The sequence below is a fragment of the Oxynema mangrovii CENA135 genome, from assembly GCF_016632315.1.
Lineage (GTDB): Bacteria > Cyanobacteriota > Cyanobacteriia > Cyanobacteriales > Laspinemataceae > Oxynema > Oxynema aestuarii.
The window spans coordinates 908,956-930,889 of the sequence record NZ_JAEOXH010000001.1; the positions used below are offsets into that span (position 1 = coordinate 908,956).

Sequence of the window (21,934 nt, forward strand, 5' to 3'; positions counted from 1 at the left end):
TATTTTTCCCAGAAATTGGGGAATTCTAAAATAAGTCTTCCGATATTTATTCATTCAGTTGCACGGTTGAAAGAGTCATGAAGTTAATCTTTTTAGGATCGGGTTCGGCGTTTACCGTTGGGGCCGATAATTTTCAATCGAATATGCTCCTCGTCAGCGATCGCGATCGCAAATTATTGCTCGATTGCGGGACGGATATTCGCTTCTCCCTCCATGCTGCCGGATTTTCCCATCTCGACATTACCGATATTTATATCAGCCACTTGCATTCCGACCATGCAGGAGGTTTGGAATATATCGGATTTAGCACCAAATTTGACCCGCGATGCGAAAAACCCAATCTTTATTTAAGTAAAGAAATGGCGGGGGAACTGTGGAATCGGACTCTATCTGGCGGGATGCGATCGATCGAGGGAGAAATTGCAGAAATCGATACATTTTTCAAGGTTTGCAAAGTTCCTAAAGCGGGATCTTTTACTTGGGAAGAGATCGAATTTCATTTAATTAAAGTCATTCACGTCAATAATGGCTATTTCGTGATGCCCAGTTATGGGTTATTTTTTGAAGTTCGAGGCTGTAAGGTCTTTTTTACGACCGATACCCAACTTTCTCTAGAGGTTTTAGGCGAATATTACGATCGCGCCGACCTGATTTTTCAAGATTGCGAAACCTCTCAATTTCCTAGCAAAATTCACGCCCATTACGATCGCCTAGCCGAACTTCCCGATCGCTGGAAGCAGAAAATGTGGCTGTATCACTATCAACCGGGAACTTTACAAGATGCCCGTTCTGATGGATTTCTCGGTTACGTCAAACGCGGTCAAGTTTTCGATTTTGCCAATCTGAATTTAGCCGAGGCTTCTGCTAATTTAGGAACACTTCCCTAAACACGATCGTCCCCCAAGATGGGCCGATCGTCAGGATTTCAACCATGGGGGCGATCGCCCTGTAAACCTTTGGCTGCTTTGGTGCTAAAAAAGCAATAGGGCGACCATTAAGCATTTTCTTGAATTTATTTATTTTTATTCAATTTTTATTGTACGATTGACGATCGTTAACATTTCCACAATGCTCGCCCCTTCTTTTCGCTCCTCACCTCTATGAAAGCTATTGCCGAGACCCTGCTAGAGTTTCTCAAAAATCTGATCGATCGCGAACTGCTGAGAATTGGTGATATTCCTATCTCAGTTGGTTCTATATTTCAGTTAATCTTATCGTTTTTGATCGTCATCTTTATCACCCAATCTCTAAAAAAGTTTCTCAAAAATAAACTTTTAGTTAGATTGGGCATCGATGAAGGAAATCGGGAAGCGATCGCCATTATGATCAGTTATGGAATTGGCACGATCGGCTTTTTAATCATCTTACAAACAAATGGCTTTAATCTCGCTTCTCTCGCAGTTTTAGCCGGAGGTTTGGGGGTTGGGATCGGTCTCGGACTGCAAGATCTCACGAAAAACTTTACCAGTGGCTTGACCATTCTACTCGAACGAAAACTGAAAGTCGGTGACTTTATTTCTTTTGGGGGATTGTCCGGTTACGTCCGGGAAATTTCCCTACGGTCTACGATCATTCGCACCCGCGAAGGGGGGGATGTGGTCGTTCCCAATAGCGAATTAGTGGAAAATCAAATTCTCAATTGGAGTTACGATTCTTTCATCGCCCGCATTCATGTTGCCATCGGCGTTGCTTACGGTAGCGATCCGGTTTTAGTCACTGAAACCTTACTTAATTGTGCTTATATGGAACCTGCGGTTTTACACAATCCTGCCCCAAAAGCAATGTTTATGGGGTTTGGGGATAGTGCGTTAGATTTCGAGTTGTGGGTGTGGGTCAATCGCATCGATTTAGAACCGCATATTAGAAGTTCTTTAAACTTTATTATCGAATACAATTTGCGCGCGGTTGATATTAGCATTCCGTTCCCCCAACGGGATTTATGGCTTCGCAATCCAGAAACGTTAATTCCCGTTTCCCGTCGGTCGAAAGATCCGACGAGCGATCGCCTCGAAATTCCCCAACAAAATCCGCCGACGATCAAACCGCCCAAACCGTTAGCGTTAAAAGATTTACTCCGACAAGTTACTTATTTCCAGAACTTTACCGAACTGGAAGTGCGCCAACTGATCGAAACCGGATATCGCAAACGCTTGTTAGAATCGCAAATTTTATTCCGAGAAGGAGATCCGGGGGATGCGTTTTATATTATCCTCTCGGGATCGGTGGAAGTTTATGTCGAGAAAATCAATAAACATTTGACTAACCTCGGGGCGGGTAAATTTTTCGGCGAGTTGGCGTTGATGCTAGGGATTCCCCGAACCGCTTCGATTCGTGCTTTGGAGGATACGATTTTATTTACGATCAACCGCCAGAGTTTTGAAAAAATCTTGCGCGAACACCCGGATCTGTACGAGGCGATCGTTCAGGAGTTTGGTAAACATCAAGAAGAACTGGCCCAACGACAAAAAGAATTACGCGCCCTCGGATTGGTGGATGCGGCGGAGGACGACAAAAACCCGGTGGCGTGGGTTCGCAAACGGTTGAAGAATTTATTCAGTTTGTCTTGACGAGGACTCCCGATCGCGCCGTATTGCGCTCTCAATCTAAAATTTAAAATCTAAAATGGGCGATACTGGATTCGAACCAGTGACCCCTTCCGTGTGAAGGAAGTGCGCTACCACTGTGCTAATCGCCCTCGGAATTCCTAAAATAACACGATCGCCCCGACCGAGACAAGCCCTTTTGAGGAAAAAATTTGAGTTGCACCCACTTTGACGGTCATTTGAGTTGTCAAGAGGATTGACACCCCTCAATCGGGCTTAATATAATGCAGCTTCGATGCGATCGAACGGGACGAACAACTCGGTCATCAATAACGCGGGTTTGGTCTGAAAAATCAGGTGACCGCGATGGGTATAGCGATCGATCGCCACCCCAAGCGGACGCTGGATCGCTTCGGGATGAACTTCTTTGTAAGTACGGTAGAGATGACGAGCTGCCCGCAGCACCTCGGGTTCGAGCAACTCGGGCGACTCGGTAGGGCGATCGGTTGGCGGTTTCTCAGAAACGGAGACCACAAGCTTTCCCCCGGTATTCTTGTAGGCGGATCCCTCGTGGGAGGGATTAGCCGTTATTCTAATCGAAGGACTGCGCTTTGAGCAGGGGGGCGAATCAAACCACCCCGTATCGTTCAAACCAAACGAGCAGTTTTTGCCAGGCGTCGCGGGCGACTTCTTCCCGGTAGGTCGGGCGATAGTCGGCGTGGAACCCGTGGGGGGCGTCGGGATAGACGAGGATTTCGGAATCGCTGTTTCCGGCGTCGAGGCGATCGCGCATTTGCTCCACTGTATCGAGGGGAATCAAATCATCTTGACCGCCGTAAAGCCCCAAAATGGGAACGGTGAGGCTTTCGGCAATATCGATCGGGTGTTGCGGCGTTAACTCGGTGGACTCGCCTACCAGGCGCCCGTACCACGCGACCCCCGCTTTGACCTGGGGATTGTGAGCCGCATACAGCCACACCACGCGCCCGCCCCAGCAAAAGCCCGTAATCCCAACTTTGTCGAGATTGCCCTGACTGCTCGTTTCCGCCCAAGTGAGAGTGGCATCTAAATCGGCCATTACTTGCTCGTCGGGGACTTTGGAAACCACCTTTTCGATAATTTCCTGAATTTCAGTCATTTGAGACACATCGCCCTGTCTGGCGTACATTTCGGGGGCGATCGCCAAATAGCCGAGTTTGGCAAAACGGCGACAGACATCTTGGATATGTTCGTGAACCCCGAAAATTTCTTGCACGACCAAAACCACGGGAAAATCGCTGCCCGTGTCCGGCATGGCGCGATAAGCAGGGATTTTACCATCGCTGACCGGAATTTTGACTTCTCCGGCAATCAAGCCCTCGCGATCGGTGAAAATCGTCTGGGAAGAAATCGGACGGGCGCACAAGGCAAATCCTGCCGCCAACGTGGACATGACGATAAAATTTCGACGGGTAAAACGGGTCATTCCTAGCTGTTCCTCAACTCTAGAGGATTATTCTAGGCGAGGGTTCGGCAATTGTGGCGCCGGGCTCCGAGAGAGGGTCTGAGAGTGAGGGCGATCGCCCGTTTTTCCCATAAATCTTACAGGGTATCCTAAAGAAAATCTAAAGATGAGAAGTCTAAGCTATTCGACATTTAAACTGCATGAGTCAAGGAGCGCGAACGCGAAAGTGTAGATCGAGGAGAATCGTTCCTCAAAGCACGATCGAATAAGCTTTTCGGTAGTACACTCGTTCTTGACTTCTATAGCCCTCCTCAATCGGTTGTGACAAATCATTGAGAACGGCTACAGTAGTTTTCGCTGTTGGGCGGTACATTTCGATCCCCCTAAATCCCCCTTATTAAGGGGGATTTAGGGGGATTTAGGGGGGGTTGGGGGGATCTTTGCCTCTTGTACCTCATGACAGCGAGAATTGCTGTATATGCATTTTAAAAGCGAAAAAGCCGATCGGTAAAGTAGAATATTACCTAATGCCGAGTGGAGGCGATCGCCCCCATCGATATTCCTTGCAAGTATAATGGAATCCACCTATTTCTACTTACACGGTTTCGCCTCCAGTCCCCAATCGAATAAAGCCCGCCAGTTGGGCGATCGCTTTGCCGAACGGCACCTCACCTTGCAGGTTCCCGACCTCAACTTCGGGAACTTCACCCATCTCACTTTCACCCGCCAATTAGAACGGGTCAGCCGCCTATTTCCGCCGCCCCCGAGTCCGGTCACCCTCATCGGTTCGAGCTTTGGTGGTTTAACCGCCTTGTGGTTGGCGCAACAGTCCACTCAAGTCGATCGCCTCGTTATCCTTGCCCCCGCCTTGCACTTTCTCTATTTTTGGCTCCCCACCCTCGATCCGGCTGCCCTGCACGATTGGGAAGCCCGGGGCTATTTGGATGTCTACCACTACGGCGAAGGGCGAGAAGTTCCGCTTCACTACAATTTTGTAAAAGACTTGCAACAATATCGCGACGAATGCCTCGGACGATCGCGCCCGACCCTGATTTTACACGGACGACAGGACGAAGTGATTCCGATTCAAGCATCCCGGGCGTTTGTCCGCGATCGCCCCTGGGCGAACTTAGTCGAACTCGACAGCGACCACAGCCTCGCGAACGTCCTCCCGGAAATTTGGCACGAAATTCGCAATTTTTGCCAGATTTAGGGCGATCTACAATGGGTCACGAAAGAGAAAAAAATAGCCGAGGCGATCGTCCGAGCCATCGACCTTTCCAGAATCTTTCTGATACGATCTTCTAAGAAAGATAAACTGTATTGATAGCCGATCGACGAGTAGAGGCAATTCGCGGATCGCCCCTACTCGGGAATATTTACAAAAGTATCCTAAACAAGCAAAACGCTTAGTAGGTATTTCTAATGAGCTATTAATACTCTTCCTGAGTGGTGAAATTTGTTTAGATCGGATGCTGTTAATTCGCTGATTCAAGCTGTGATTCCTATTTCCACGGCAATCGACGAACCGATTGGGTAGCTCACGAATTCGAGAAGTACGATCTGAAAATCGATAAATCTTGCGAGAATCGGAATCGATGAAAAGAAAAAGATGGGGACAATGGGGGCGGCGATCGCTCGGTGCGTTCGTTTTATTCTTTTTATTGGGAATATTATTAGGAATAACCGTGCCGATCGCAACTGCGCAACAGCCCCACGGACAACCGCGATCGATCGCCCAAGTCCAAACGGATGCGCGAGCGATCGTCGATCGCGCCCGGGAGGCGTATCGTTTGGGCGACTACGGGACGGCAGCACAATTGTGGCAACAACTCGCCCGAGAATTTGAGGAAGGGGGCGATCGCCTCAATGCGGCGATGGCGTGGAGTAATTTGGCGTTGAGCGATCGCCAATTAGGACGTTGGGAAGACGCGAGGACGGCGATCGCGCGCAGTTTTAGCCTGTTGGAAACGACGGAAAAAAGCGGCGATCGCGATCGCGTTTGGGCGCAAGCGGCGGACATTCGCGGTGAATTATACCGAGGGATGGGAGAGTTAGAAAATGCGATCGCCAGTTGGCAAGAAGCGGCAAAACTTTACGAGTTATCCGGTCAAAAAAATCGCTTATTAAATAATCAGCTCAATCGGGCAGAAACTTTACAAGATTTAGGACTCTATCCGCGCGCCTGCAATGCCTTTTTAACGGCTTTAGAAATAGAGGATCGGGACTGCGAGCTTTCCGATTCTCAATTCGAGCAGTTTGTCAATCATTTGTGGGACGATCGAGAACTGAGCGCCCTCAAACTGCGGGGGGCGATCGGGTTAGGAAACTTATTTCGGCTGACGGGCAATTTAACCGATTCGGCGACAATTTTATCAAAAACTGCCGAACTGAGCGCACAGATCGACGATCGCGCCTTACAAGCGAACGCCTATTTAAGTTTGGGGAATACTCAGCGTTTTCTAGATGACAAAGAAGCGGCATTTGCTAGTTACGCGCGATCGGCACAATGGGCAACGTCCGAATTTTCGCAACTCCAAGCGCGACTCAATCAACTGAGTTTAACGATCGCCCTCAAATCGGAGAGCGAAGCAACTGATTTAGCGCGGGAGTTGGAAAGTAAAATCGGCATTGTTCCTTTAACGCAACAGGGGATTTACGCTGAAATTAATTTTGCTAAAAGTTTAATTCAACTGGCGACAAAAATCCAAGGAAGTCAAGAGAGTCCCGATCGTTCTGCCGAGCGATCGCGGGAAAACTTCGATCGCGCCGAACGGATTTTGCAAGGGGCGATCGATCGCGCTCGCCGACTGGGGAACGCGCGCGCCCAAGCGTATGTGTTGGGAACGTTGGGCAAGCTTTACGAAGCCCGACAGGAGTGGGATCGAGCGATTAAATTTAGTCTGGAAGCACTACAGTTCGCCCCGAGTTATACCGCCCCGGATATCGCCTATCAGTTTTTATGGCAGTTGGGACGACTCGAAAGCCACACCGGAGATCTGGATGCGGCGATCGCCCATTACGGCGAAGCGGTGAAAACCTTGCAAGCTTTACGCAGCGACCTGGTGGCGATCGGGGACGAGGCGCAGTTCTCGTTTCAGGAAAGTGTGGAACCGATTTATCGAGAATTCGCTGCTTTGCTGCTGCGGCGCGATCGTCAAGTCAGCCAAGCCGATTTGATTCAGGCGCGCGAAGTTGTAGAATCCTTGCAATTAGCAGAACTCGATAACTTTTTCCAAGATGCCTGTTTGGACACCCAACCCGTCCAGATCGATCGCGTAGACGAGAAAGCCGCCGCGATTTATACAATCATTTTGAGCGATCGCCTCGAAACGATCGTTTCCATACCCGGAAAGCCTTTAAAACATTACACTGCCGAGGTCGATCGCCCCACGGTCGAAGCCGAAATCGAAGCCATGCGGTTGTATCTCACCGATCCGCGACGGCGCAGCGCGATCGATCGCTTCCAACAGATCTCCCAACAAATTTACGATTGGATCGTCGGTCCGGCGGCGGTGGATCTGGAAAGGAATGCGATCGAAACCCTCGTTTTCGTCCTCGATGGCGGTTTTCGCAACCTTCCCATGAGTGCGCTTTACGACGGCGAAGGATATTTGATTGAAAAATACGCGATCGCCCTCACGCCGGGGTTGCAACTGCTCGAACCGAAACCCTTGCAGAGTCAAACTCTCAGCGTTCTCACCGCCGGAATTAGCGAAGCCCGTCAGGGGTTTGTCGAACTTCCCGGCGTCGAAAGCGAACTCGATCGCATCGCCAACAAATTGCCGACCAAACGCCTACTCAATCCCTCATTTACCGAAGCGAATTTCAAAACGACCCTCGATCGATCGTCATTTCCCGTCGTCCATATTGCCAGTCACGGACAATTTAGCTCCGATGCCGACCAAACTTTCATTCTCACTTGGGACGATCGCATCGACGTTCGCGAATTCGATACGTTGTTACGGCGCAACGCCCAAGGGGCCGAACCGATCGAATTGCTGGTGTTGAGCGCCTGTCAAACCGCCGCCGGAGACAAACGCGCGGCGTTGGGACTCGCCGGAGTCGCGGTCCGTGCGGGGGCTCGCAGCACGATCGCCTCTTTATGGTATGTGAGCGATCGGGCGACGGCACAACTGATGACGGAATTTTATCGCCAATTGAGCGATCGCCCTCAGAGTAAAGCGCAAGCGCTGCGAGGCGCGCAGCAAGCGTTATTGCAAAGCGAGGAGTTTTCGACCCCTTATTTTTGGTCGGCATTTGTTCTAGTCGGCAATTGGTTGTAATGCCGCTCTCGCGCCGAGCAATGATACAATCGGCGCGACGATCGCCGTTGACTCTCGCGGTTTCTTGTTGAATTGATCTCCAATTTTGGCAACGCCCGTACCACGGCAAATCTGAGGGAAAATCCCCCCTACTAGGGAGAATCTAGGGACAGTTAACTGGCGGCGATCGCCGTTTCCGGTAAAGCCCCTTGCATTTTGCTCAAAATATCGATCAGATATTCCAATTGTTGTTCGCGGCGCATGAACGACAGACCCCGGGCGCTGACTCTGCCTTTACTGTAAACAAACTTTTCTTGAAGGCTGGGGCTTAAATTTGCCTTGAGTACATTCCAGGCGGGTTCCTCCATCGGCGTTTCCAAAATAATATTTTGACCTTCCGGTTTAATGCGCGAGAAGCCCAAAGGTTTAGCAATTTGCTTGAGTTCGACAATTTGCATTAACTGTTTGACCGGATTGGGAAGCGGGCCGTAGCGATCGCTCCAATCCGCCGCAATTTGAGTTAACTCCTTGCGCGAACTGGCCGAGGCAATTTGACGATAAGCGACCATCTTCTGATCTAAATCGGTAATGTAATCGGTGGGAATAAACGCCGTAATTGGTAAATCGACCTGGGTTTCTTCCACTTGGGGAATTTCTTGACCGCGAATTTCTCGGATCGCTTCTTGCAGCATTTCCATATACAAATCGAATCCGATCGCGTCCATTTGACCGGACTGTTCCGCCCCCAACAAATTACCGACGCCGCGTATTTCCATATCCCGCATCGCCAATTGATAGCCCGAACCCAATTGGCTGAACTCCTGAATCGCCCGCAGTCGCTTGCGCGCGTCGTCACTCAACACTTTATCCTTGGGATAAAACATCCAGGCGTGGGCTTGAATTCCGGCGCGACCGACGCGACCGCGCAGTTGATACAATTGCGACAAGCCGAAACGATGGGCGTCCTCGATCAAAATCGTATTCACCCGAGGAATATCCAAGCCGGACTCGATAATCGTGGTACAGACCAAGATATCCGCTTCCCCAGAACTAAACGCGAGTACGATCGATTCGAGTTGCGACGCCGCCATCTGACCGTGGGCGATCGCGATCCGGGCGCTGGGGATCGTTTGTTGTAACGACGCCGCCAACTCGTCGATCCCTTCAATGCGCGGCACCACGTAAAACACCTGTCCGCCGCGATCGAGTTCTTGGCGGATCGCCGTCCGCACGGTTTCCTCGTCGTAAGGGGCTAAATGGGTTTGAATCGGGCGGCGAGACGGTGGCGGCGTCGTAATTAAACTCATTTCGCGAATGCCGGACATCGCCATGTATAACGTCCTCGGAATCGGGGTGGCGCTCAAGGTCAGCACGTCTACCTGAGTTTTATAACTCTTAATTTTTTCCTTCTGATTGACCCCGAAACGCTGTTCTTCGTCTACCACCAGCAGTCCTAAGTCTCGGAATTTAACCGTTTTGCCCAAGATCGAGTGAGTTCCGACGACGACATCGAGTTCCCCGGTCGCGAGGCGCTGGTGGATGTCGCGCCGTTCTTGAGCAGTCCGGAAACGGTTGAGCAGACCGACTTGGATCGGGTAGGGGGCGAATCGCTCTTTGAGGGTGTGATAGTGCTGTTGGGTGAGAATGGTCGTGGGGGCGAGCAGGGCCACTTGTTTTCCGGCGGTGACGGCTTTAAAGATGGCGCGGATGGCGACTTCGGTTTTGCCAAAGCCGACGTCGCCGCAGACGAGGCGGTCCATGGGGCGATCGCCTTCCATGTCCCGTTTGACATCTTGGGTGGCTTTGAGCTGGTCGGGAGTCGGTTGGTAGGGGAAAGAGTCCTCTAATTCTTGTTGCCAAGGCATATCGGGCGGATAGAGAAAGCCTTGCTGTTTGGAGCGTTTGGCGTAGAGGTCGAGCAGGTCCACGGCCAATTTTTTAATGGCTTTGCGGACTTTATTTTTCGTTTTCTCCCAGGCTTTATTATTTTGGAGTTTGTTGAGTTGGGGTCTACCCCGTCCGGTTTGACGAAAACGGCTCAAGGAATCGAGTTGATCGACGCGGACTTTGAGTAAGCCGTCGGCATATTTGACGGCGAGATATTCTCGATTTTCGAGTTTTTCGAGTTTGATAAATCTGCCGATTCCGTGGTGGCGGTGGACGACGTAATCGCCGGGACGGAGTTTGTTGGGATCGACTTGGGTGGATTTGGCGCGTCGCCGTTTGCGGATGTAGCTGGGGGTGGCGAGCAGATGTTGACCGTAGAATTCACGATCGCCGAACAGGGCAATCCGAAAGGCGTCGAGGACGAATCCTTCGATTTCGGCGAGTCCTTTGTAACGCAGGGCGATCGGAGTATGCTCGATTTGCAGGCGATCGATCGTGCGGTAATCGCGCGGGTTGGCGACGAATTGGGCGGGACAGTCGTGTTCTTGCAGCAGGGAGACCGATCGCGACGGCTGGGCGGATACGATAAAGATGCCGAAGCGGCGATCGCGCTGTTGGCGGATTGCTGCGGCCATTTTCCCGAATTGGTGCGGCATCACCGGAACCGGGCGGCTGTCGAGATTGTAGGGTTTTTGGACGTCCGGATGGGCGGGTCGGGCCTCGGCGAGTTCGCTCAAGTAGAGGCGATCGAAGGCTTCGGTCTGCTCGAAGGTGTCGGCGATCGCCTCGTGGAAGCGCGCCAGGGGCGGATAGCCGGGAATGTCGTGATTTTGGGCAATTTGATAGTGATCTTCGACGATTTGAAACCAGCGATCGCCGTGGGCCTGGCATTGTTGCGGTTCGTCGATCGCCACTAAGGTATCCGGCGCCAGGTAGTCGAGGATCGAGGCGGGGCGATCGAACGCCAACCCCAGCAACCGCCCGATCCCCCGCGCCCCCTCGCCAAAGCGATTCTCGTCGGCGAGTTCTACAGGGGCGATCGGCGCGAGTCCGGCGTCGGTCAGTCCCGCTTCGATCGCCGGACGAAAGCTCGTGGGGGTAAGCACCAGGCGATCGATCTTGTCGAGCGATCGTTGAGTGGACGGGTCGAATTCGCGCATCTGTTCGAGGTCGTCGCCGAACCAGTCCAGGCGCACGGGTAATTCCGCCGACACCGGGAAAATATCGACAATATCGCCGCGCCGACTCCACTGACCCTCCATTTCGACCAAGGGGACGCGATCGTAACCCAAACGCACCAGTTTTTCGTCGATCGCCTTCCCCTCGCACGTCGTTCCCGGGGTCAGCGTCCAGCAGTACGGCGCGAACCGCTCCACCGGGGGTAAATGCGGTTGTAGCGCCCTCTGGGTCACCACGATCGCCATCGACGGGCGATCGTCCCCGTCGAGATCCCCCAGCGCCAACAAATCCGCCAACACTTGCAACTGTCCCCAGGTCGTCTCCGATTCCGGGTCGAACGGTTCGTAAGGCGACGCCTCGGAAGTCGGGTAAAAATGCACCGTTTGCCACCCCATCGCCTCCAACTGGGCGGCCCAGCGACTGGCTTCTTCTAAAGTCGCCGTCACCACCACGAGGGGTCTACCCCCCTCTTGCGCCAGGGTCGATGCAATCAACCCTTTCGGGAAACGTCCGATCCCGTCGAGCTGGATGCAGCGTTGTTGCTCCAATTTGGCGAGCAGTTCCGTCGCTAGGGGCGATCGCCCGAGGGTGCGAAGAATCGAAGAAAACGCCATGACTTATCCGGTTGCCTCAATCTGTCTGACCCCTTATTTTAGAGGCGAAGCCCTCGCCAACAAAGCGATCGATAAATTCATCCAGATGCGATGACGAGAAGCGTTCCTTTGAATATTAGGATACAAAGACGATAGGCTAATTACGCCATCAGCCCCAGGCAATCTCAGATATGTCCTCTATCACCTTGGAAATTTTTGTTATTCTGATCCTCATTCTCGGGAATGGAGTCTTCGCCATGTCCGAGATTGCCATTGTCTCGGCCCGCAAAGCCCGCCTCCAGCAATGGGCCAATCAAGGCAATAAAAAAGCCCGCACCGCCTTAGACCTCGCCAACTCCCCCAACCGCTTTCTCTCCACCGTTCAAGTTGGCATTACCTTAATCGGTATCCTCGCCGGGGCCTTTGGGGGCGCCACCCTCGCCGAAAAACTCAACACATCCCTCACCCAAATTCCTTTAATCGCCCCTTACAGTGGTCCGCTTTCCCTCTTACTCGTCGTCGTCAGCATCGCCTATCTCTCCCTGATTTTTGGCGAACTCGTCCCCAAACGACTCGGACTGACCTATCCCGAAAAAATCGCCACCCTGGTCGCCTCTCCCATGCGGATGCTCGCCACCATCGGCGCGCCGATTATCCACTTGCTCAGTTCTTCCACCGAATTGACCATTCGCCTCCTGGGACTCGAAGCGTCCGAGGAACCCCTCGTCACCGAAGAAGAGATTAAATTACTGCTCGAACAGGGGACGGAAGCGGGAACCTTCGAGCAAGAAGAACAAGCCATGGTCGAACGAGTCTTGCGTTTGGACGATCGCCGCGTCCGCCAATTGATGACCCCGCGACCGGATATCGTCTGGCTCAATTTAGAAGATTCTGCCGAAGAAAACCGCCACAAAATGACCGCCAGTACCCACACTCGTTTTCCAGTCTGTCAGAGCGTTCTCGACAATGTTTTAGGGGTCGTTCAAGTCACCGATTTATTATCTTTAAGTCTCAACGGACAGCCGATCGATTTAACCGCCTGTTTGCGCCAACCCCTTTACGTTCCCGAAAGTACCCGCGCTTTAAAAGTATTGGAATTATTCAAACAATCCGGCACTCACATCGCCCTTACAGTGGATGAATATGGAGTGATTCAAGGCTTGGTCACCCTCAACGATATTTTAGAGGCGATCGTCGGCGATTTACCCTCCGTAGACGAACCGCGCGACCCGCAAATTACCCGCCGCGAGGACGGTTCCTGGTTGTTAGACGGAATGCTTTCTGTCGAGAAGTTTCGCGAACTGTTCGACCTCCAAGAACTCCCCGGCGAACATCGCGGCAATTACCATACTTTAGGCGGTTTTATTATTACTCACCTGGGACGCATTCCGATTACCGCCGATCATTTTGATTGGGGAACGCTTCGTTTTGAAGTGATGGATATGGATGGCAATCGAGTCGATAAGGTTTTGGTGATTCCGATCTCCAAAGAGGAGAAATCTACAGATCTAGAAATTTCAACTTAAATCAGCTTGAGCCGAACTTGAACCGAACTTGATCCGAACTTGAACGATCGTATTTTTTGCCGCTTTTTACGCCATCGAAAACGCGAGATTTTCCTCGAATCTTATCGATTGACTCTCCCGTGTATCTCTTCTGATTTTGAATGAATCATCTCAATCGCAGTGCTTTAATTGTCGGCGCCAGTCAGGGAATTGGCTTGGGGTTCCTGTACAAATGCCTCGAAACTCCCGAAATTTCTACGATTTTTGCCACTTATCGCGATCGCCCCTCGGCGGATCGCTTATTCGACTTATCCCGCCAATTTCCCCACAAATTGACCTGTTTGTCAATGGATATTACTGACGAATCGCAAGTTGAAAGGGCGATCGCCCAAATCCAGCAATCCACGCCCTATCTACACTTCGTCATTAACTGCGTCGGAGTTTTACACGAAGGCGACTTGCAACCGGAAAAAAGTTTGCGCCAAATTGACTCCGATCGACTCATTCGCTACTTCCACGTTAACAGTATCGGCGCGATTTTATTGGCGAAACATTTACTTCCATTGTTTCAACATGACGATCGCAGTATCTTCGCGACCATTTCCGCTAAAATTGGCAGTATTGGCGACAACAATCTCGGCGGTTGGTATGGATATCGCGCCTCGAAAGCGGCGTTAAATATGTTGTTACGAACGGCGGCGATCGAATACCGTCGCAAGCGGTCTCGGGCGATCGTGGTCATGCTGCATCCGGGAACGACAAACACCCGATTGTCTCGACCGTTCCAGCGTAATGTTCCTCCGGAAAAGTTATTCTCAATTGAGCGAACTGTTTCCCAACTGTGGGAGGTGATGGAAACTTTAGAAGAACAGGATAGTGGTGAATTCTTTTCCTGGGATGGAACTCGTTTACCGTGGTAATTTTAATCTGGAATCGGGGGATGAATAAGTACCCTGGAGGGGTTTGGTAACCAAACCCCTACAAGATTTTTATATATTTTCGTTATAAACAGTCTCTAAAATCTAAAATCTAAAATCCCTTCACCTGCGCCAATTAAACCAAGTTTCTAATAAAGTTTGCCATAAAGACTGACGATCGCGCCGTTTTTGTTTCCACTGTTGCGCGGTTTGACCTTCAATTCGCGATAAACTCGGCCATATATAGGGTAGGGAGGCGATCGCCTCGACCTTCAATCCCTTTTGCATCGCTAACACAAAAGGATGAATCAATTCGCTGGCTTGACTCCCAACTAAATGTGCGCCGACAATCCGACCATTCCTTGTCACCAAGATTTTACATAAGCCTGTCGGTTCGTCTCGCAGCTTGCCGCCGGGAATATCTTTATAATAGTCTCGCAAGATTTCTAGGTCGTTTCCGTATTGGGCTCTTGCTTGGGGTTGGGTCAAACCGACGGTCGCGAGTTGGGGTTGGGTAAATAAGACCCGGGGAATCGGGCGATCGCCGATTTTAAAGATCGGTAAAAATAAGGCATTTTTAACGGCAATCTTCGCCTCAACTTCGGCGCGATGAGCTTCTCGATACCCTCTATAGCTACTATTTATCGCATAAACTCGCGGGTTACTAGTTTGAAATTTGCGATTAACTAGCAACTCTCGATCGGCGAATTCCACGCCGACGCGATCGAGGTTCAAGCCGTCGAAATCCGGTTCGACGCCACAGGTGAGCAGGAGGAGATCGGCGGCGATCGCGCGATCTCCCTCAGCCTGTAGGACGATCCCCTCTCTACTTTGCGTAATTTCGCGAATGTGGGTGTCTGTCAGCACTTGAATGCCTGCGGCTTCTAACTCGGCTTCAATCAGTTGGGCCGCTTCGGGATCTTCTTCCGCCAAGAGGGCGGGTTCGGGAGTCAGCAGGGCGATCTCGATCCCTATTTTGCATAAAACTTGCGCGATTTCTAAGCCTTCGCGATCGCCGCCGACAATGGCGATTTTCTTTGGGAGGGGACTCTCTCGCAGACGGGCGATCGTTGCTGCACTCAGATATTCGGTTTTGACCAATCCGGGAATGGGGGGAATGTACGATTTGGAGGCGACGGCGAGTAAATAGGTTCGCGAAATCAAGCGCCGCCGTCCGACTTCAAAGGCGAGTTTGGGTCGCGGAAGGAACTGTCCGTTGCCGAAAATGATGTCAACCCCCAAGGTGGCGAGAATTTCGAGGGACGGGGTGGCGACGATCGCCTCGGAGACGAGGGCGGACCAGTCGAGGCGATCGCTCAAATTGCCGCGATCGCCGCCTAGCAGGCTATCTGGGAACAATCCTGGATAAAAATGCTGCCGGGGGGTCTCGGGAATCACCAAGCCGATCCGCCCTTTATATCGAACGGCGGTGACAGCTGCCGCAATGGCTGCAGGGGTTCCACCAATAATAACTAAATCGTAGTCGAGATTCACGATACAGTAATGTTTAATTTGAGGAGCATTTAAAACTCATAATTAGTAAAATAAGGGGTTGCAATACCGATTTCAGAGGGTCTCAAACCCCGTCAAAGGGTATCGGGATCGATCCCCAGTTCTCGCAACTTCTGCGCTAGGCGATCGGCGCGTTCGTCCCCGGTTCGCAGGATCGTTCCATCCCGGCGACACCAGCGCAACCAAGTTTCTAATTTTCCTTCAAATTCTCCCTCCCAAAGACGCAAACCGAGGTCAATTTCAGCCAACCACGGCTCTTGTAATTTATGGTAGTGAGTGGCTCCCCGTGCGAAGACCTGTAATTTCTCTTGAGTGAGGAACTGTAACGGGTCGAACACTACGTAATAACCAACTCCTGCAGATTCGTACAGATTCAATTTATTCCCTAACTCATTCCCGACTGCATTCGAGACAATTTCGATCGCCACTTCCGGGAGTTTGCCAAAATTCCAGGTGAAATACGAGCGATTTTCTTTTTCGCTCCAATCTTCGGGAATCGCAATCCCAAAACTGAGCAAAACATCGGGAACTAACGGGGGAATTGACTTGCCATAAAATAACCCGACATTGGCCGCCGCGAGAAAGGGTTGGCGATCGCGCAGATCGCTGTAGAGACTGGCGACGAGTAGGCGCTGCTGTTTCTCGCTGACTAAATTATCCACTGGGCAATCGTCCTCAATTTCGATCTGTTCGAGATCGGCTTTGATGAATTCCCACTCGGCGGAATAATCAGTCGCGGTTTTATCGGAAATGACGGGGTTGCGATCGGTCTGACTTGTCATCAGTTATTCCAGCCAGTGCGTCTTTTTGATTCTATCTAAAAGGAATAGAGCGTTGCTTGGTTTTGTCTGTTTTTATGTTTTGAACGAGGCTTGCGTCTTTGAGAAATTGCCCGTTTATTCGATGATTTTTGTTAAGCCTCGCAACAGTTTTTGATTGTCGGATTCGGAACGAACGGCAATGCGAAAATAGAGATCGCCTAATTCGGGAAAACTGAGGCAATCGCGGATTAAAATACGCTCGTGTTTGAGGAGTTGCTCTTGTACTTCGCACGCGGAGCGATCGCAGCGAACTAAGAGAAAATTGGCGGCGCTGGGGTAGGGGTGCACTGTGCGAATCGCCGTCAATCCGTCGAATAGGGTTTGGCGGGCCCGTGCTAACCAGGTGAAGGTTTGGGTTTGGAAGGGGCGATCGCTCAACACGGCGCGAGCGCTGGCGGCGGCTAAACTATTGACGGGCCAGGGGTCGCGCCACTGCTGCCAGCGTTGCAGGCGATCGGGGTGGGCGATGCAGTAGCCCAAGCGCAAACCGGGAAGGCTGTAAAATTTGGTCAGCGATCGCACGATCGCCAAGTTGGGATGAGTTTTAATCAATTCGATCGCGCTTTGTTGGCGTTCTGGGGTCAGAAAGTCCATAAACGCTTCGTCTACGACGACTAAGGCGAAGGAGTCGAGATAGGGGAGGATATCGGTTTGGGAAAATAAGCGCCCGGTGGGGTTGTGGGGATTGTTCAATAATAACCCCATGTTTTGGGCAGAGATCGCCGGATGTTCGGTGAGCTTGCGGGCGATTGTCCATTGTTCGTCCACGACGGACAAGGGAACGGTCACGACCTGCGCCCCTACGGCGTCGAGCGATCGGCGATAGTCTCCAAAGGCGGGGGTGAGTAAAACCGTCGCCGCCAGGGTAGACAAGTCCCGAGCGGCCCAGGTCAGCAACTCGGCGGCTCCATTTCCCGGCAAAATCCAGTCCGGATCGAGGTCGTGAAAGGCACCGATCGCCTCGCGCAACTCCCGATAGTCTGGATTGGGATACGCCGCGATCGTACTTAACTGGCTTTGGATGGCGGCGATCGCCGATGGGGGCGGACCCAACGGATTAATACTCGCTGAAAAATCCAGAATAGAGGAAGGGGGACAGCCCGCCAGTGCTGCTGCCCAGGCTAAGTTTCCCCCGTGTGCAGGTCGTTTCAAGGATCGACAAACCGTTTAGGTCGCCCTTACTTAGGGGCCACCCGTTCTTTGAACAGCTTGCCTGCGGAGAACGCGGGAACCCTTGTCGCCGGGATTTCCATTTTGTCTCCCGTTTTCGGATTGCGACCTTCACGCGCTTTCCGCTCGCGCGATTCAAAGGAACCAAAACCGACTAAGGTTACTTTGTCGCCGGAGGAAACCGCATCGATGATCGTTTCTAAGGCTGCCGTCAACACGGCATCGGCTTGTTTTTTCGTGACACTCGCCTTGTCGGCAACGGCATCAACTAATTCACCTTTATTCATGCCAATACTCCTTGACTTTTGTTCGGAAAAGTGTTAGACAACAGCGCCGCTCTCATTCGAGATCGGCGATCGCCTAGAGATTTTGGGGGATTTTGCCGAATAAATGGCTGAAACTCCCACAGACTCAACTTTTCACTGCATTATTCTAATGTCTGCTAGCCCAATATGGATCGATGAAACCTTTAATTTATATGGATTTGGGCATTTTTTTTTGTAAAGACTCGGGCCGCCGGGGGCGATCGCCCGGTTGGCGATCGGGTTTTTGTCATGCTCAATGTAGCAACACAAAAATTAGCGCAATCCTTATCTTTACTGAAAAACCCCTGCTATATGGATAGCAGGGGTTTGACTTATGGGTTAGTTTAACATGCCCGGGCTGGGAAAATCCGTCGAAACGCCGAGAAATTCGGCTAGAACTTATCCCAACTCGTGAATGAGGGGCGATCGTCTTATCGATTCATCAGTTGTCGGGCCTCCGGACCGGGACTGTAGCCATATCCGTAGTTCGCCATATCCGAATCGTCGAGAATCTGAGGCGTCAGCAAGACGATCACTTCCGCCCGTTCGTTAGTTTTATTGGTACTGCGGAATAAAGAGCCAATTAAAGGTAAATCACCCAAAATCGGGACTTTACTCACCGTCGTCCGGTCTTGGTCTTGAATAATCCCCGAAACAATCAAAGTTTGACCGTCGCGCAAGCGAATCGTACCTGAGTCAAGACTTCGGGTTTGAACGAGAGTGACAAACCCTCCACCTCCCGTATCTTGTTGTCCGATAGGAGAACTGACCGTTGGATTTAACCGGAGTGACACGAAGCCATTATCATCAATCCGTTCGACGGCCACATCTAGAGTGAGTCCGACATCTGCAAATTGAGCATTTCGGGTTTCGCGAGTTCCAGCATTGGTGTCAGTAAAGACAACTTCAATACTTTCGACAACTTGTTGGGTGAGTGCGACGCTGGCTTGTTGACCTTCTTGAACCACGAGGGTCGGATCGGTCAAGATCTTGGCATTCCGACTGAGAATCTGCGCTTGTAGAGTAGCTAAGAAACGCTGGGGATATTTAAACAACCCAGGTAAACTAAATTCAGCGCTACCGACTTCGATATTGCCATCGTTATCCACTGTAAAAACTTCGTAGTCCGAGACACGAACCCGCAAGGGATTGTTACTCACTGGAGGCAAAGGCCGCAAGAAGAGCCCGCCCGATCCTGGAGCAGTCAGAGGGACATTAATCGTGTTTTCGCGATCGAATTGAACGTCTCCTTGGATGGGATTATTAATTACGGGAGGAACGATCAAACCTTGGGTCGCCGAGGCTCGACTTGGGGGGTTATAGCCGCCAAAGTTAACGGCTGCCGCTCCACCATCGTTGACAAAAAAAGTGTCGTTAATTCCGAACGAGAAACTGGTATTAAATTCGTCACTATTGCTGAGGTTGACGTCAATCACTTTGACATTGACGGCCACCTGTCGCTGACGGATGTCGAGTTGACTCAGCATCGCCGTCGCTAATTGCACCTTGCTCGGCGGCCCGACGATCGTGATCGAGTTCGTGCGCTCGTCACCAGAAATCAAAACCCCTTTCAAGGGTAAAGCTGCATATCCAACATAAGGGTCTTCAAGGGTATCTGCTGCGAGCAATTCAACTCCGGTTGTGGTGTTCGTGAATTGCTGAGCCGTCGCTCCTTCCCCAGTGGTAACGATTTGGGTGGTCGTACTGACTTCATTGCGTTCTGCCCCTTGAGACACTAAGAAGTTCAAAGTGGGCAAAAGTTCGAGTTGATTGAGTCTGAGGGTGCGGGTAACGACGTTGCGGGCGCTATCGGGGAGGCGCGGACCGACAAAGATGGTCGAACCAACTCGGTTAGATTCGAGTTCTGCCAAGCGCAGAATGTAGTTAAAGACGTCGTTAATGCTTTCGTCTTGGATGTCGAGGGAAATCGTGCGCGCACCGATTTCTACCGCTTCCGTACTTTGTTCGCTGAGTTCACCAAAATCACGAGTGACCGAGGTTCTCGGAGCGCCTGGAGCTTCGCTGGTATCGTAACCGGGAACGTAAGCAAGGTTGAGTCCGGCGGCTCTGGCGAGCAGGGCCAGGACGTCTCTAACGGGGGCGTCGCGCAAGACGAGGCGATCGATCCGTTCCCCCGTACCGAGACTGATGGCTTCTACGCCGGGAATAACATTAGAAATGGCGATGTCACCGACGGGAGGGGCGACGGCGCGGGGTAAAAACGGGGGCGGTTGTTGCTGGCTGACTCTGCCGTTATTGGCTGCGGGTAAGCCGTCGATGGTGACGTCTGGATTGGGAACCATCACGTCCGGCTGTCGTTGAGCCGTCGAGGGAGGGGGTGGGGGTGTGGTGGTGCTGGGAACGGCTGCGGTGTTGCCGCCTGTGGTGTAGCCGAGTAGAATGCCGCCGGAGTTGGCTTGGTCGATGGTCACTTGGGGGGGACTATTGCTCCCGGTGACGACGACGCGGATGCTATTGGCGTCGAGGGGGGTAACGACGACGGATGTAATTCCGGGGGCGGGGTTGTTTTCCCGGAAGCTCTGACCGCCGGGTAAGCTGAGCTGGGCGTTGACGATATCGGCGACGACATCGTTACCGCGATTGACTGTAAAGACTTGGGGACGATCGCCGCCACTCCCCTCAAGAATGACTTCGACGCCGCCGCCACTTGGATTCAAGCGCACTCCGGTCACTTGCGTGGGTTGCGCCCAGGCGGGCTGTGCGATCGCGACCGCGATCGCACTGGCTCCAAAAAGATAACCGAGTGCTAATTCCTGTCTCACCGTTCCCTCCTCCCTTCGATCTGCTAAACGCTAATGAAATTTCAAACCATGAAAACGATAACGGTTTAGTCGCTAGTCTGAAGCGATCGCCCGCAATTGTCAATCAATGATGAGGCAATTTTTGTTTTTCGCAACATTCCCTTCACCGACGGCGATCGCCTTTCGAGAAAACCAAACCCCTTTACTGATTTTGTTCGCCTTCCCCTTCCTCTTTTGGAGGCGGCGGAGCGGCCAGTTTTTGCAACTCTTCTTGAGATTTCGGTACGATCGCCAATAACTTAAACGACGTATTCAGTTTGGGCGTTTCTTGTCCCGTAATTTGGCCGCTCGGATCGACAAAAATCTTCTGACTTTCGGGAGTCAATTCGGAGGTGAATTGGTCGATCGCGATCAATTGTTGCAGCCGTTCGATATCTCTGAGCGTTTCGCGGGTCTGCTCGAAATTCCCTTGCATTTTCAACTCGCGGCTAGTCCCTTCGATCGCCTGAGACAGACTTAACGAAGCTGCCGTCGGTGCGGCGGCTGCGTTGTCGCCCTCTGCTCCCCCCGAAGATTGATTGGCAGCAGCTTGGTTCCCTCCGGCAGCTCCCGCCTCAAAAATCCAAGCATTATCCAGTTTTTCTTGAGGTTTAAATAACTCTAATTTCGCCCCTTGCTTCGGCTTGACGATCGCGTTGATATCGAGCAACAACGTTTCTAAACCGCCTTGCTGCGAAAATAACGCCAATACGTTTTCTTTACGCTGTTTGACCTCTTCCAAATTATTGCGGGCAGCTTCCAACCGTTTCACCCGCTCTTTCGTCGCTTCGATCTCTCCCGTTTTACTGTCGATCGAAGCTTTCAGCTCTTGATTTTGGCTGAGTGCGGGCAGCAACAACTTCCACACCAAAACCCCAGCCAAAGCGGCACCGAGTACCCCAAAAGCAATCCCTTGAATTTTGGGCGTTAACACCACCCCAGCAAACACAATACTACCCGGAGGAGGGGGAGCCTCTTGCGGCTCTTCCATC

General features: G+C 51.7%; 15 protein-coding genes and 1 tRNA gene. 6 read left to right on the forward strand and 10 right to left on the reverse strand.

The genetic code is table 11. The annotated features are described in order from the left end of the window. Positions 1–77: 77 nt before the first annotated feature. Both JJD41_RS03580 and JJD41_RS03585 read left to right on the forward strand, forming a co-directional pair. A complete protein-coding gene (locus tag JJD41_RS03580) occupies positions 78–887 on the forward strand; it encodes an MBL fold metallo-hydrolase (RefSeq protein WP_200664747.1) in 810 nt (269 codons plus the stop codon). 213 nt (positions 888–1,100) lie between these two features. Beyond that, entirely contained in the window at positions 1,101–2,567 is a 1,467-nt protein-coding gene (locus tag JJD41_RS03585; protein WP_200664748.1) for a cyclic nucleotide-binding domain-containing protein, read from the forward strand. A 56-nt stretch (positions 2,568–2,623) separates the two neighbouring features. Here JJD41_RS03585 and JJD41_RS03590 read toward each other — a convergent pair. The 3 genes from JJD41_RS03590 to JJD41_RS03600 all read right to left on the reverse strand — a co-directional run bounded on the left by JJD41_RS03590 (position 2,624) and on the right by JJD41_RS03600 (position 4,008). Then, positions 2,624–2,695, reverse strand: a tRNA-Val gene (locus JJD41_RS03590). Positions 2,696–2,819: 124 nt separating this feature from the next. After that, positions 2,820–3,077: a hypothetical protein gene (locus JJD41_RS03595; RefSeq protein WP_168568676.1), complete on the reverse strand. Its 258-nt coding sequence runs from the start codon at positions 3,075–3,077 to the stop codon at positions 2,820–2,822. A 94-nt stretch (positions 3,078–3,171) separates the two neighbouring features. Further along, positions 3,172–4,008 carry a dienelactone hydrolase family protein gene (locus JJD41_RS03600; protein ID WP_200664749.1) on the reverse strand — a complete coding sequence of 279 codons (837 nt, stop codon included), beginning with the start codon at positions 4,006–4,008 and terminating at the stop codon, positions 3,172–3,174. Between the two features lie 553 nt (positions 4,009–4,561). Here JJD41_RS03600 and JJD41_RS03605 point away from each other — a divergent pair. Further along, positions 4,562–5,200, forward strand: coding sequence for a YqiA/YcfP family alpha/beta fold hydrolase (locus JJD41_RS03605; RefSeq protein ID WP_200664750.1), 639 nt, complete (start codon positions 4,562–4,564; stop codon positions 5,198–5,200). A 385-nt stretch (positions 5,201–5,585) separates the two neighbouring features. After that, complete coding sequence (locus tag JJD41_RS03610) at positions 5,586–8,273, forward strand: CHAT domain-containing protein (protein ID WP_200664751.1); 2,688 nt, start codon at positions 5,586–5,588, stop codon at positions 8,271–8,273. Positions 8,274–8,425: 152 nt separating this feature from the next. On the opposite strand, the gene mfd is transcribed toward JJD41_RS03610, so the two are convergent. Beyond that, positions 8,426–11,932 carry a transcription-repair coupling factor gene (mfd, locus tag JJD41_RS03615; protein ID WP_200664752.1) on the reverse strand — a complete coding sequence of 1,169 codons (3,507 nt, stop codon included), beginning with the start codon at positions 11,930–11,932 and terminating at the stop codon, positions 8,426–8,428. 170 nt (positions 11,933–12,102) lie between these two features. Between mfd and JJD41_RS03620 the strand changes: the two genes are divergently transcribed. Next, positions 12,103–13,437 carry a hemolysin family protein gene (locus tag JJD41_RS03620; RefSeq protein WP_200664753.1) on the forward strand — a complete coding sequence of 445 codons (1,335 nt, stop codon included), beginning with the start codon at positions 12,103–12,105 and terminating at the stop codon, positions 13,435–13,437. 140 nt (positions 13,438–13,577) lie between these two features. Continuing rightward, entirely contained in the window at positions 13,578–14,336 is a 759-nt protein-coding gene (locus JJD41_RS03625) for an SDR family NAD(P)-dependent oxidoreductase (RefSeq protein ID WP_200664754.1), read from the forward strand. A gap of 120 nt (positions 14,337–14,456) precedes the next feature. On the opposite strand, the gene JJD41_RS25190 is transcribed toward JJD41_RS03625, so the two are convergent. From JJD41_RS25190 to JJD41_RS03655, 6 genes are all read right to left on the reverse strand, one after another. Further along, the gene (locus tag JJD41_RS25190) at positions 14,457–15,827 is read right to left on the reverse strand and encodes an FAD-dependent oxidoreductase (RefSeq protein ID WP_200664755.1); all 1,371 of its coding nucleotides are present in this window, start codon (positions 15,825–15,827) and stop codon (positions 14,457–14,459) included. A 92-nt stretch (positions 15,828–15,919) separates the two neighbouring features. Continuing rightward, positions 15,920–16,627, reverse strand: a complete 708-nt coding sequence (locus JJD41_RS03635) for a Uma2 family endonuclease (RefSeq protein WP_200664756.1) — start codon at positions 16,625–16,627, stop codon at positions 15,920–15,922. Between the two features lie 114 nt (positions 16,628–16,741). Next, positions 16,742–17,818: a threonine-phosphate decarboxylase CobD gene (gene cobD, locus JJD41_RS03640; protein WP_200664757.1), complete on the reverse strand. Its 1,077-nt coding sequence runs from the start codon at positions 17,816–17,818 to the stop codon at positions 16,742–16,744. A gap of 26 nt (positions 17,819–17,844) precedes the next feature. Then, positions 17,845–18,123 (reverse strand): HU family DNA-binding protein, encoded by a 279-nt coding sequence (locus tag JJD41_RS03645; RefSeq protein ID WP_168568686.1) that lies wholly within the window; start codon positions 18,121–18,123, stop codon positions 17,845–17,847. A gap of 449 nt (positions 18,124–18,572) precedes the next feature. Further along, entirely contained in the window at positions 18,573–20,924 is a 2,352-nt protein-coding gene (locus JJD41_RS03650; protein ID WP_200664758.1) for an AMIN domain-containing protein, read from the reverse strand. A gap of 181 nt (positions 20,925–21,105) precedes the next feature. After that, entirely contained in the window at positions 21,106–21,933 is an 828-nt protein-coding gene (locus JJD41_RS03655; protein WP_200664759.1) for a hypothetical protein, read from the reverse strand. Between the last annotated feature and the right edge of the window lies 1 nt (position 21,934).